Origin of the sequence: Xanthomonas sacchari, from assembly GCF_040529065.1 — a bacterium.
GTDB lineage: Bacteria > Pseudomonadota > Gammaproteobacteria > Xanthomonadales > Xanthomonadaceae > Xanthomonas_A > Xanthomonas_A sacchari.
This window is the reverse complement of the sequence record NZ_CP132343.1, coordinates 3,968,004-3,980,611: the sequence shown is the minus strand read 5'-3', so window position 1 is coordinate 3,980,611 and position 12,608 is coordinate 3,968,004. Positions and strand designations below refer to the sequence as shown.

The 12,608-nt window shown below is 68.6% G+C and carries 11 protein-coding genes; 7 read left to right on the top strand and 4 right to left on the bottom strand.

Going from position 1 to position 12,608, the window contains the following annotated elements:
• Positions 1-198 precede the first annotated feature (198 nt).
• The gene (locus tag RAB71_RS16750; protein WP_199774655.1) at positions 199-687 is read left to right on the top strand and encodes a PAS domain-containing sensor histidine kinase; all 489 of its coding nucleotides are present in this window, start codon (positions 199-201) and stop codon (positions 685-687) included.
• Between the two features lie 308 nt (positions 688-995).
• Complete coding sequence (gene pbpC, locus RAB71_RS16745) at positions 996-3,389, top strand: penicillin-binding protein 1C (protein WP_010342429.1); 2,394 nt, start codon at positions 996-998, stop codon at positions 3,387-3,389.
• Between the two features lie 567 nt (positions 3,390-3,956).
• On the opposite strand, the gene RAB71_RS16740 is transcribed toward pbpC, so the two are convergent.
• Positions 3,957-4,544, bottom strand: a complete 588-nt coding sequence (locus RAB71_RS16740; RefSeq protein ID WP_010341347.1) for a bacterioferritin — start codon at positions 4,542-4,544, stop codon at positions 3,957-3,959.
• A 37-nt stretch (positions 4,545-4,581) separates the two neighbouring features.
• Positions 4,582-5,064 (bottom strand): peroxiredoxin, encoded by a 483-nt coding sequence (locus tag RAB71_RS16735; RefSeq protein ID WP_010341348.1) that lies wholly within the window; start codon positions 5,062-5,064, stop codon positions 4,582-4,584.
• Positions 5,065-5,233: 169 nt separating this feature from the next.
• Here RAB71_RS16735 and RAB71_RS16730 point away from each other — a divergent pair, with 169 nt between their 5' ends.
• Positions 5,234-5,701, top strand: a complete 468-nt coding sequence (locus RAB71_RS16730) for an Hsp20/alpha crystallin family protein (protein ID WP_010341349.1) — start codon at positions 5,234-5,236, stop codon at positions 5,699-5,701.
• A 135-nt stretch (positions 5,702-5,836) separates the two neighbouring features.
• The gene (locus RAB71_RS16725) at positions 5,837-6,724 is read left to right on the top strand and encodes a DnaJ C-terminal domain-containing protein (RefSeq protein ID WP_048490191.1); all 888 of its coding nucleotides are present in this window, start codon (positions 5,837-5,839) and stop codon (positions 6,722-6,724) included.
• Positions 6,725-6,964: 240 nt separating this feature from the next.
• Here the strand turns inward: RAB71_RS16725 and pilH are convergent, their stop codons facing one another.
• Together pilH and RAB71_RS16715 are read right to left on the bottom strand one after the other, a co-directional pair.
• On the bottom strand, positions 6,965-7,342 hold the full coding sequence (pilH, locus tag RAB71_RS16720; RefSeq protein ID WP_010340114.1) for a twitching motility response regulator PilH: 378 nt from the start codon (positions 7,340-7,342) through the stop codon (positions 6,965-6,967).
• 82 nt (positions 7,343-7,424) lie between these two features.
• Positions 7,425-8,429 (bottom strand): acryloyl-CoA reductase, encoded by a 1,005-nt coding sequence (locus RAB71_RS16715; RefSeq protein ID WP_010340113.1) that lies wholly within the window; start codon positions 8,427-8,429, stop codon positions 7,425-7,427.
• A 141-nt stretch (positions 8,430-8,570) separates the two neighbouring features.
• On the opposite strand from RAB71_RS16715, the gene hflK reads away from it, so the two are divergent.
• From hflK to RAB71_RS16700, 3 genes are all read left to right on the top strand, one after another.
• The gene (hflK, locus tag RAB71_RS16710) at positions 8,571-9,719 is read left to right on the top strand and encodes an FtsH protease activity modulator HflK (RefSeq protein WP_010340112.1); all 1,149 of its coding nucleotides are present in this window, start codon (positions 8,571-8,573) and stop codon (positions 9,717-9,719) included.
• Positions 9,716-10,582 carry a protease modulator HflC gene (locus RAB71_RS16705; RefSeq protein WP_010340111.1) on the top strand — a complete coding sequence of 289 codons (867 nt, stop codon included), beginning with the start codon at positions 9,716-9,718 and terminating at the stop codon, positions 10,580-10,582. The genes hflK and RAB71_RS16705 overlap by 4 nt, the downstream gene beginning before the upstream one ends.
• A gap of 327 nt (positions 10,583-10,909) precedes the next feature.
• Positions 10,910-12,202, top strand: coding sequence for an adenylosuccinate synthase (locus tag RAB71_RS16700; protein WP_010340110.1), 1,293 nt, complete (start codon positions 10,910-10,912; stop codon positions 12,200-12,202).
• Positions 12,203-12,608: the final 406 nt, after the last annotated feature.

The following is a 12,608-nucleotide window of genomic DNA, read 5'->3' as shown; positions in this document are numbered from 1 at the left end:
GTGCAGCCGATGGAGCGCGCGCTGCGCGAGGAGGAGGCACAGGCCTTCCGCCGCCTGCTGCGCGTGCTCAGCCACGAGATCAACAACTCGCTGACGCCGATCGCCTCGATCGCCGACACGCTCTCGCGGCTGCTGGCGGCCGCGCCGCAGGCACTCGACGCCGAACTGCAGGCCGACCTGCACAACGGACTGGGCGTGATCGAACAGCGCAGCGCGGCGCTGCAGCGCTTCCTGGGCGGCTACGCGCGGCTGGCCAGGCTGCCCGCGCCGGTCCCGGCGCCAGTGGCGCTGGCGCCGCTGTGCGTACGTGTGCAGCGGCTGCTGGACGATGACCGGATCCAGGTGGAGATCGCACCGGCGCTGCATGCGTGCGCCGACGCCGATCAGCTCGAGCAGGTGCTGATCAATCTGCTGCGCAACGCCCTGGAAGCCGGCGGCAGCGCGCCGGTGATGCTGCGCGCCTGCGGCGACGGCACCAATGTGCGGATCGAAGTGCGCGACGGCGGTGCCGGCCTGCCGCCCAGCGACAACCTGTTCGTGCCGTTCTTCACCACCAAGCCCGGCGGTTCGGGCATCGGCCTGGTGCTGTCGCGGCAGATCCTGGAAGCGCAGGGCGGCAGCCTGCGTCTGGAGGCGCGCACCGATGCGCCCGGCAGCGTGGCGACGCTGCGCCTGCCGCTGGCATAGGGTGGGGTGGGGAGCTCCGGCGGGATCCACCCTTGCGCCACATCGTGGCATTGCGCGTCTTCGGGAAGTTCCATGCAGTCGTAGGAGCGGCTTCAGCCGCGACGGGCGTTCCCGATAACCCCCGTCGCGGCTGAAGCCGCTCCTACAAAACACCAGCGCGTCCAATCGTGTCGCGGCAACCGCGAACTGTTGGCGGTGTCCCGACGTGGGCCCCGCGTATCGCCAATGACGCTTTACGCGCCGGGGATATCCCGCTCGCCGCGCCGTCGCCGCAACAGGCAAAATGGCCGCTTCCATCGGGAGCCCGCATGCCACTGGACGACACCGCCGCCCCGCACGCCGCGCGGCGCCCCCGGCGCTGGATGCGCCTGCTGCCGTGGCTGCGCTGGGGCACGGTGGCGCTGCTGTCGAGTCTGTTGTTGCTGGACCTGGCGTTTCCGCTGCCGCTGCCGAAGTCGCGCGACACCTCGACCCTGGTGGTGGCCGCCGACGGCACCCCGCTGCGTGCCTTCGCCGACAGCAACGGCGTCTGGCGTTATCCGGCCACCCCGGACAGCGTCTCGCCGCTGTACCTGCAGGCGCTGCTGAACTACGAGGACCGCTGGTTCTGGCAGCACCCCGGGGTCAATCCCTGGGCGCTGCTGCGTGCGGCCAAGCAGTGGCTGTTTTCGCGCCACATCGTCTCCGGTGGTTCAACCCTGACCATGCAGGTGGCGCGCATCCTGATGCCGCCCGAGGTCAGTACGCGTACGCCGTGGGGCAAGGCCCAGCAGGCCCTGCGCGCGCTGCAGTTGGAAGTGCACCTGAGCAAGCGGCAGATCCTGCAGCTGTACCTGGAGCGCGCGCCCTACGGCGGCACCATCGAAGGCGTGGAGGCGGCGAGCTGGGCCTACCTGGGCAAGCCGGCCGCGCGTCTGTCGCAGGCCGAGGCGGCGTTGCTGGCGGTACTGCCGCAGGCGCCGAGCCGGTTGCGCCCGGACCGGCATCCGGAGGCGGCGCGCGCGGCGCGCGACAAGGTGCTCGAACGCATGGTCGCCCTGCGCGTGTGGCCGCGCGCGCAGGTCGACGATGCGCGCATCGAACCGGTGGTAGCGCGCTCGCTGCAGACGCCGCTGCACGCCGCGCTGCTGGCCGAGCGCCTGCGCCAGCAACATCCGCATGCCGCGCACATCGTCTCCACCCTCGACGCCGACCTGCAGCGCACCCTGGAGGACCGGGTCAGCGCCTACTTCTCGCAACTGCCCGAGCGCACCTCCGCGGCCTTGCTGGTGGTGGACAATCGCGACCTGCAGGCGCGCGCCTACATCGGCTCGGTGCAGTTTGGCGACCGCCGCCGCCTCGGCGACGTGGACATGGTGCAGGCCTGGCGCTCGCCCGGCTCCACGCTCAAGCCGTTCCTGTACGGCATGGCCCTTGACGATGGCCTGATCCATTCCGAAAGCCTGCTGGTCGACGCGCCGCAGAGCTTCGGCGACTACCGCCCGGGCAATTTCGACGAAGCCTTCAACGGCCCGATCGGAGCGGCCAGCGCGCTGCGCCTGTCGCTCAACGTGCCGGCGGTGGACCTGCTCGATCGGGTCGGCCCGGCGCGCTTTGCCGCGCGTCTGAGCAACGCCGGCATCGGCCTGCGGTTCCCGCGCGGCAGCACGCCCAACCTGGCGCTGATCCTCGGCGGCACCGGTGCCAAGCTGGAGGAACTGGTCGGCGCCTTCGCCGCGCTCAATCGCGACGGCATCGCCGGCCACGTGCGCTACAGCGCGACCGACCAGCGCATCGAGCGGCGGCTGATGTCGCCCGGCGCAGCCTGGATCGTGCGCGAGATGCTCGAGGCCAATCCGCGTCCGGGCTACGGCATCGGCACCTTCGACGTCGGCGCGCGCCCGCGCGTGGCCTGGAAGACCGGCACCAGCTACGGCTACCGCGACGCCTGGGCGATCGGCAGCACCCGCCGCTACACCGTCGGCGTCTGGGTCGGCCGCCCCGACGGCACGCCGCTGCCCGGCCAGTACGGCGCGGTGACCGCGCTGCCGCTGATGTTCGAGACCATCGACAGCCTGCCGCGCCTGCGCGGCGACAACGCACCGCGGCCGATGCCGGCGACGGTGCAGCAGGTGGACGTGTGCTGGCCGCTGGGCATCGCCGCCGAGCAGACCCCGCCGGCCTTGTGCCAACGCCGCTTCTCCGCCTATGCGCTGGACGGCGCGGTGCCACCGACCTTTGCCGAGCGCGACGCGCGGCTGTGGAGCGCCGGCCGCGAGACCGTGCAGGTGGACGCGCACAGCGGCCTGCGGCTGTCGCCGGACTGCGCACAGCCGCATGAGGCGGTCACCCGCGACCTGGCACGCTGGCCCGCGCTGCTGACCCCGTGGCTGCACGCCAGCGAGCGCCAGGCCGGGCAGCTGCCGGCGCTGTCACCGGACTGCCGCGACGACGGCCGCGGGCGCAGCGACGTGCTGCGCATCGAAGGCCTCAACGACCGCGCCACCCTGGCGCGCGCGCCGGGCAGCACCACGGTGCGTCTGCAGGTGCGCGCGCTGGGCACGAGCACCCCGGTGGACTGGCTGCTGGACGGCCGCTGGATCGCCCGCACCGAGGGCGCACGCACCTTCCAGCGCGACTTCGCCGACGCCGGCGACCACACCCTGACCGCCCTGGCCAGCAACGGCGCCTGGACCCAGGTACGGTTCCGGGTGCTGCGCTGAGCAGCGGTGGCGCGCAAGCCAACTGTCACGTAACGACGACGATAAGGTTAGGCGGACGATCCGACCTCGGAAGCAGTCGGGACTGAAGTCCCTCCCACAATCGCTCCCGGACACCGATAACTGCGGTCCCTGTGGGCGGCTGTCGCTTGGTTTTGGCTTTGGCTGTCGCTGTCGCTCTTGCTGTTGCTGTTGCTTTTGACTTGCCGGGTTCCCTTCCGAAGCGGCGGCCATCGCGGGGAAAACACCCGAAGGGCGGCGCACATGGATGTGCGCCGTCCGCGGCAGGGGCAGGATGCCCCTTCCGCGGATCCCCGCGATGGACGCGGACCCGGAGCGCGTCAGCGCGGAGGGCGCGAGGCAGGGTGTGCTTTCTTTTGGTTACTTTTCTTTGCACAAGCAAAGAAAAGTGACTCGCCCGTCAGGGCGAAAGCCTTCGCTTTCGCTTGAGATCCGCGTATCGCGCGAAAAGAAAAACAGTAGTAGCAGCTTCAGCCACGACAGGCGCCATCGAGACGGCCTGTCGCGGCTGAAGCCGCTCCTACGAAAGCGCTTGAATGCGGAACCGGCTTACTTGCCGATCCAGCCCTCCAGCATGTCCGAGAACTCGTCGGCATGCTCTTCTTCCTGGGCCAGGATGTCTTCCAGGATGCGCTTGGTGGTGGTGTCCTTGTCGCCGACGAAATTGATCATCTCGCGGTAGCTGTCGATGGCGATGCGCTCGGCGATCAGATTCTCCTTGACCATGTCGCGCAGATCCTCGCCTTCCTTGTACTCCGCGTGCGAGCGCGCGGTCAGCGTGTCCGGATTGAGGTCCGGCTCGCCGCCCAACTGCACGATGCGCTCGGCCAGCTTGTGCGCATGCGCCTGCTCCTGCTGCGCGTGTTCCAGGAACTCGGCCTTCACCGCATCGGCGAGCATGCCGGCGGCCATGAAGTAGTGGCGGTAGTAGCGCAGCACGCACACGTACTCGGTGGCGAGCGCGTCGTTGAGCATCTTGATCACCGCCTCGCGGTCGGCGCTGTAGGTCTTGGTGATCGCGCCGTCCTCGATGCTCTGGCGGGCATTGGCGCGCAGCGTGGCGGTATCGGTCAGGCCGGCGGTGTGCTGCAGCGGCTTGGCATCGCTCTTCGGGGAGGCTGGCTTGTTGTTGGACATGGCTGGCCGTTTCCTGTGGTGGGTAAGGGGGAGGGGATCAGTCGGGAAGATGCTGCAGCACGTAGTCGGCGGCGGAGACCTTGAACTCGCCGGGCGCCTCGACGAACAGCGCACGCACCACGCCGTCGTCGGCGTACAGCGCGAAGCGACGCGCCCGCACGCCCATGCCGTAGCTGCTGGCGTCCAGTTCCAGGCCCAGCGCCTTGGCGAAGTCGCCGTTGCCGTCGGACAGCATCTGCAGGCCGTCCGGCACCAGCTGGCTCTTGCCCCAGGCCTGCATCACGAACGGGTCGTTGACCGCCATGCAGTACACCTCGATGCCGCGCTTGCGGAACTCCTCGAAGTGCTCCACGTAGCCGGGCAGGTGCTTCTCCGAACAGGTGGGGGTGAAAGCGCCGGGTACCGCGAACAGCAACACGCGGCGGCCATCGAACAGGGTGCGCGTGTCCACGGCTTCGACGCCGTCGCGGATGCGCTGCAGCACCACTTCGGGAATGCGTTCGCCGGTCTGGATGGGCATGTCGGGCTCCTTGGATGAACCGAGTCTAGAAACGGAAATGGGAAGGTGGCGTCAACGCCTTGAAAAGCGCCGCGGCAGGCCTATCTGACGGGCATGGACGGCGGGCCGGTCCCGCCGCCGCGAACCGTCCCCTTCGGGGTGTACCTCATTCACGTTTCAGGAGACCACGATGAGCATCGTCCGTTATCGCCAGTGGCCGGCCCAGGCCGCATTCCAGAACGAGATCAAGCAGGTGTTCGACCGCTTCTTCGACCCCAATGGCGGCACCGACGAATCGGCCGTCGTCACCGCGCAGTGGGTGCCGCGCGTGGACATCAAGGAGGAGCCGGAGCGCTTCGTGCTGTACGCCGACCTGCCGGGCATCGACCCGTCGGAGATCGAGGTGTCGATGGACAAGGGCATCCTCTCGATCAAGGGCGAGCGCAAGAGCGAATCGGCCGCCGACACCGAGCGCTTTTCGCGCATCGAGCGTCGCTACGGCAGCTTCCACCGCCGCTTCGCGCTGCCCGACAGCGCCGATCCGGATGGCATTTCCGCCACCGGCTACCATGGGGTGCTGGAAGTGCGCATCCCCAAGCGTCCGGCGAGCACGCCGCGTCGCATCCAGGTCGATACCGGGGCCACGATCGTGCAGTAAGCGCCCGCTCGCAGCGGCGTCGCCATCGCGACGCCGCGCCCTCGCCGCCGGCCGTAGAATGGCCGGGCGATGGCGCGATGCATGCAACCGGCCCGTTGCCGCAAGGCGGCGGGCCGACTCTTTTTGAGGTGATGGATGGAATTCAAGGATTACTACGCGACCCTGGGCGTGGAACCCAGCGCCGGCGATGCCGAGATCAAGACCGCGTACCGGCGGCTGGCGCGCAAGTACCATCCCGACGTCAGCAAGGAGCCTGGGGCCGAAGAGAAGTTCAAGGCGATCAATGAAGCCTACGAGGCCTTGCGCGACCCGCCCAAGCGCGCCGCCTACGACCAGTTGCGCGCGCAGGGCTACCGCCCGGGCGAGGAGTTCCACGCGCCGCCCAACTACGGCGGCGCGCAGGGCTTCGATTTCGAGGAAGTGTTCGGCAACGGCGGCGCCGGCGGCGGCTTCAGCGATTTCTTCGAGAGCCTGTTCGCCCGCCAGCAGCGCGCCCGCCAGGGCGGCGCCGGCCCCGGTCCGGGGCCGGGCGCGCCGCGCGGCGACACCCGCGCCAAGCTGGCGGTGCCGCTGGAAGCGGTGTATGCCGGCGACAGCGTGCGCATCACCATCAACGGCAAGCAACTGGACGTGCGCGTGCCCAAGGGCGTGCGTCCCGGCCAGGTGATCCGGCTGAGCGGGCAGGGCAACGGCGGCAGCAACCTGCTGCTGGAGATCGAGTACGCCGCGCATCCGCAGTTCGAGGTGGACGGCCGCAACATCCTCTACACCCTGCAGGTGACCCCATGGCAGGCGGCGCTGGGCACCAGCATCAGCGTGCCGACCCTGGGCGGGGCGGTGGAACTGAAGATCCCGCCCGAGTCCGATGCCGGCCGCAAGCTGCGCCTGCGCGGCCGCGGCCTGCCGGGCACCCCGCCGGGCGACCAGATCGTCGAACTGGAAGTGCTGGCGCCGGCGCCGGAAACCGAGGCGCAGCGCAAGGCGTATCGCGGGTTGGCCAAGGCGTTTGGCGAGGCCGTTTGATTGGGGCCGGGATTGGGGATTAGGGATTGGGGATTCGCAAGAGCGGTGTCCCCGGCGCTGCAACGTCGTAGGAGCGGCTTCAGCCGCGACAGGCGCCCGTCGCGGTTGAAGCCGCTCCTACAAGGCGCGCCGATTGCGTGCGGCCTTACGCCGCGCACTCAAACGCTGCCCGTAAACCGCCCTTACGAATCCCCAATCCCCAATCCCCAATCCCCAATCCCCAATCCCCAATCCCGGCCTCTAAGGCGCATCCTCGCCACTGAACACGCGCTCGATCACCTCGTACAGCTCGTCCTCGGAGAACGGCTTGGTGATGTAGGCGCGGGCGCCCTGGCGCATGCCCCACATGCGGTCGGTGTCCTGGTCCTTGGTGGTGACCAGGATCACCGGGATGTTCTGCGTGGTCGGCTCGCGGCGCAGGGTGCGGGTGGCCTGGAAGCCGTTGAGGTTGGGCATCACCACGTCCATCAGCACCAGGTCCGGCAAGGCCGCCTTGGCCGCTTCCACGCCGGCCGCGCCGTCGGTGGCGGTGATCGTTTCGTGCCCCAGCTTTTCCACGATGCGTTGGATGCCCAGCAACTGCGACGGCGAATCGTCGACGATCAGAATGCGTGCCATGTCGTTCCCCCTAGGAGGCTCCGAGTGTAGAGGCAGCGGCGCGAAGGCGGAAAGCGTTGCGTGTCACAAAGCGTCGGCGTGGCTACGCGCTTGGATCCAGCCGCACCACGGTGCGCCCGAACGACTGCCCGGCCAGCATCGTGGCGAACACCTCCGGCAGGCCGGCCAGGTCCACTTCGCGGGTGCAGATCGTCTCCAGGTGGCGCGGCTTCCAGTCGCTGCCCAGGTGCTGCCAGATGCGGTCGCGCAGGTCGCGGGCGGTGCCGGCCGAGCCGATGCCCAGCAGCGACACCCCGCGCAGGATGAAGGGCATCACCGTCATGTCCAGCTCCGCGGTCGCGGCCAGGCCGGCGCTGGCGACGTTGCCGTACGGCGCCGTCTGCGCCAGCAGGCTGGTCAGCATCGCCCCGCCCACGTTGTCCAGGCCGCCGCCGAAGCGCACCGATTCCAGCGGCCGGCTGGTCTGCAGGGCCTCGCGGCCCAGCACCTGGCTGGCGCCCCAGGCCTGGAGCTGCGCGGCGCGCTCGGCCTTGCCGCTGACCGCATGCACCTCGAAGCCGGCGCGGCTGAAGATGTCGACCGCCAGCGAGCCGACCCCGCCGGTGGCGCCGGTCACGCACAGCGGGCCGTGCGCCGGGGTCTGGCGGTTGTCGAGCAGGCGCAGCAGCGCCAGCGCCGCGGTGAAGCCGGCGGTGCCCAGCACCATGCTCTCGCGCAGGCTCAGCCCGGCCGGCAGCGGCACCACCCACCTGGATTCCAGGCGCACGTATTCGCTGTAGCCGCCGTCGCGGGTCTCGCTGAGGCCGCAGCCGGTGACCAGCACCGCATCGCCTTCCTTGAACGCCGGGTCGCGGGAGGCGACCACGTGCCCGGCCACGTCGATGCCGCCGACCAGCGGGAAGCGGCGCAGGATCTTGCCCTGGCCGGTGCCGGCCAGCGCGTCCTTGAAGTTCACCGACGACCAGGCCGCGCGGATCACCACCTCGCCCTCGCTGAGCTGGTCCAGCGACAGCGGGACGAGGCCGGCGTGGTAGCCGCTGGCGTCCTGGTGGATGCGGAAGGCGGAGAACTGGGCGGGAACGGACATGGAACACCTTGGTCGGCACGCAGGAATGCACCAAGATACCCTTTCGAAACGGCGGGTCTGCCCCATCTTGTAGAATCGGCGACTCATTTCCGGTGACCGGCGCGTGACCGACGCGGCGCCACCTTCCTTCTTGGAGCATGCATGGCCTGGAACACACCTGGCGGCAAGGGCGGAGACGGCCCGGACAATCACGGGCGCGGTCCCTGGCCGCCGCGTGGCGGCAATGGGGGAGGCAAGTGGGGTGGGTTGCCCGGTCCGTTGAAGGACCTGTTCGGCGACGGCGACGGCGGCGGCATCGGCCGCTGGGTCCTGGGCGCGGTGGTGCTGGTGCTGCTGTTCAGCAGCTTCCAGTTGATCGGCGAGCAGCAGCGCGGCGTGGTGCTGCGGTTCGGCCAGTTCTCGCGGATCCTGCAGCCCGGCCCGAACTTCAAGTTGCCGTGGCCGATCGAGACCGTGCGCAAGGTCGACGCCACCCGCATCAAGACCTTCGACAGCCAGTTGCCGGTGCTGACCGGCGACGAGAACATCGTCAACGTCTCGCTCAACGTGCAGTACCGGGTCGAGGACCCGCGCACCTACGTGTTCGGTGCGCGCAACGCCGACCTGGTGCTGGAGCAGGCCGCGCAGAGCGCGGTGCGCGAGCAGATCGGCCGCTCGGATCTCAACACGGTGCTCAACAACCGCGGGCCGATGGCGGTGGCCGCGCGCGAGCGCCTGCAGGCCGCGCTGAAGGCCTATCACACCGGCCTGATCGTGACCGGCCTGACCCTGCCCGACGCGCGTCCGCCGGAGGAGGTGAAGTCGGCCTTCGACGAGGTCAACGGCGCCCAGCAGGTCAAGGAGCGGCTGATCAACGAGGCCCAGGCCTACGCCGCCAAGGTGGTGCCGGAGGCACGTGGCCAGGCGGCGCGCACCCGTACCGTGGCCGAAGGCTACAAGGAAGCGGCGATCGCCCGCGCCCAAGGCGACGCCGAGCGCTTCACCCTGCTGCAGCAGCAGTACCAGAACGCGCCGGACGTCACCCGCAAGCGGCTCTGGCTGGAGACCATGCAGCAGGTGCTGGCGGAAAACCGCAAGGTCATCGGCAGCGACGGCCGCCAGCTGATCTATGTGCCGATGCCGGCCGACAGCAAGGCGCCGGCGGCGGCGACCCCGCCGACGCCCACCACGTCGCTGCCGACGTTGCCGCAGGAGGTGTTGCTGCCGGCCTTGAACAGCTCGTCGGCCGAAAGTGTCCGCAACCCGGAGCGCACGCCGCGCCCGACCGGCCGTGAGGAGATCCAGCGATGAAACTGTCATTGTGGGCGGGCATTGCCGTCGTCGCGCTCTTCGCGCTGCTCAGCTCGGTGTTCGTGGTGCCCGAGGACAAGGCGGCGATGGTGCTGAACCTGGGCCGCGTGGTGCGTGCCGACCTCAAGCCGGGCCTGCACTTTAAGGTGCCGCTGGTCGAGTCGGTGCGCATGTTCGACCGCCGCTTCCAGGTGATCGACACCAATCCCGCGCGCTACTTCACTGCCGAGCAGAAGGACGTCAGCGTCAGCTTCTTCGCCATCGGCTACATCTCCGACGTGCGCGCCTTCTTCCGCGCCACCCAGGGCGGCGACGAGAAGGTGGCCAACACGCTGCTGGCGCCGATCATCACCGATTCGCTGCGCAACCAGATCAACTCGCGCACCCTGCAGCAGTTGGTGTCCGGCGACCGCAGCGAGCTGATCGCCAAGCAACTGGTGGCGATCAACGCGGCGAGCAAGACCCTGGGTATGCAGATCGTCGACCTGCGCATCAAGCAGATCGACCTGCCGACCGACAGCCAGGTGATCAACGACGTGTACGAGCGCATGCGCGCGCAGCGCAAGCAGGAAGCGGCCAAGCTGCGTGCCGAAGGCGAGGAGCAGGCACTGACCATCCGCGCCCAGGCCGACCGCGAGAGCACCGTGCTGGTCGCCGAGGCCGAGCGCGACGCGCAGAAGCTGCGCGGCGAAGGCGATGCCGAGGCCGCCAGCGTGTACGGCAAGGCCGGCTCCGCCGACCCGTCGTTCTACGCCTTCTACCGCAGCCTGGAGGCCTACCGCGGCGGCATGGCCGACGGCAACGGCGTGATCGTGCTCGACAAGAACGATCCGTTCCTGCAGTACCTCAAGAGCGAGCGCTGAGGGGCGGGATTGGGGAGTCGGGATTGGGGATTCGCAAGAGCGGGTTCCCGGTCGCCAGGCATCTGTAGGAGCGGCTTCAGCCGCGACAGGCGTTACTGAACGCGGCCGGCCAGGGGGTGGTGACTGCCACCCAAAACCCGGATAATGCACAAAAGCCGGCCGGGCCCGCTCCACGCGAGCGTCTCGACCGGCTTTTTCCGTGTATGGGTCCGCCGCCGCCTGGACGCTCCCCGATGGAGCAACCGCGCTGGTGCCGGTCGGTCCCCGCACGGCCACCACATCCGCGTGGCCCCGACGGTCGCGCAGCAAACCAGGAGTTACCCAGCCATGGGTCAGTCAGTTGTCGTGCTCGGCGCCCAGTGGGGCGATGAAGGCAAAGGCAAGATCGTCGATCTGCTCACCGAGGAAATCGGTGCCGTCGTGCGTTTCCAGGGCGGCCACAACGCCGGCCACACCCTCGTCATCAACGGCAAGAAGACCGTCCTGCACCTGATCCCGTCCGGCATCCTGCGCGCCGACGCGCTGTGCCTGATCGGCAACGGCGTGGTGATCTCCCCGGCCGCGCTGCGCAAGGAAATCGAAGAACTGGAGACCTCCGGCGTGGAAGTGCGTTCGCGCCTGAAGATCTCGCCGGCCGCGCCGCTGATCATGCCGTACCACATCGCCCTGGATCAGGCCCGCGAGAAGGCCGCCGGCGGCAAGGCCATCGGCACCACCGGCCGCGGCATCGGCCCGGCCTACGAAGACAAGGTGGCGCGCCGCGGCATCCGCGTCGCCGACCTGCATTACCCGCCGCAGCTGGAAGAGTTGCTGCGCACCGCGCTGGACTACCACAACTTCGTGCTGACCAAGTACCTGGGCGTGGAAGCGGTCGACTTCCAGAAGACCTTCGACGAAGCGCTGGCCTTCGGCGAGTACGTGCAGCCGATGAAGTCCGACGTCGCCGGCATCCTTCACGACCTGCGCAAGCAGGGCAAGCGCGTGCTGTTCGAAGGCGCGCAGGGCGCGCTGCTGGACATCGACCACGGTACCTATCCCTACGTCACCAGCTCCAACACCACCGTCGGCGGCGCGCTGGCCGGCACCGGCGTGGGCGCGCAGGACATCGACTACGTGCTGGGCATCGCCAAGGCCTACGCCACCCGCGTCGGCGGCGGCCCGTTCCCGACCGAACTGGACGACGAGATCGGCCAGGGCATCCGCGACCGCGGTGCCGAGTACGGCGCCTCCACCGGCCGTCCGCGCCGCTGCGGCTGGATGGACATCGTCGCGCTCAAGCGCGCGGTGGCCATCAACGGCATCTCCGGCCTGTGCATCACCAAGCTCGACGTGCTCGACGGCATGGAGAAGCTGAAGGTGTGTATCGCCTACGAATACCGCGGCAAGCGCACCGAGTACGCGCCGCTGGATGCGCAGGGCTGGGAAGAGTGCACCCCGGTGTACCTGGAGTTCCCGGGCTGGAGCGAGAACACCCACGGCATCACCGTGTGGGACGAACTGCCGCCCGCCGCCCGTGCCTACCTGCGCGCGCTGGAGGAACTGGCCGGCTGCCCGATCTCGATCGTCTCCACCGGCCCGGACCGCGAGCACACCATGGTGCTGCAGGATCCGTTCGCCTGATCCTGGCGCACGCTGCAACGTTCAGCGAAAGCCCCGCCTTGGCGGGGCTTTCTGTCGTTTGATGGTGTTTAGGACGCGAGCAGGGATTGGCTTATTTCTGGTTGCCAACAAAGGCGTCAAAAGGATGCTCTACCTTTGGGGCGATTTTCTTGACGTAGAGGTGATTTAAATGTTCTGGATTCTTTCCTCGATCATTCATGGGCATATTGATCCGACCAATCAGGACCCTCCGAAGGATAATGGCTGATCTGAAGGTTGGGGTGCGCATTTTTCCTGAATATGCCTGACTTGATATCCATTTCGACTTTGGTTTGATAGTCCATGTGATGGATTTGCAGTGCGCTTCTTTTTGGAGCGAGGAGTTGTCTCCTCGTTCCATTGATAACTGTTCATTGATCGGGCCGGC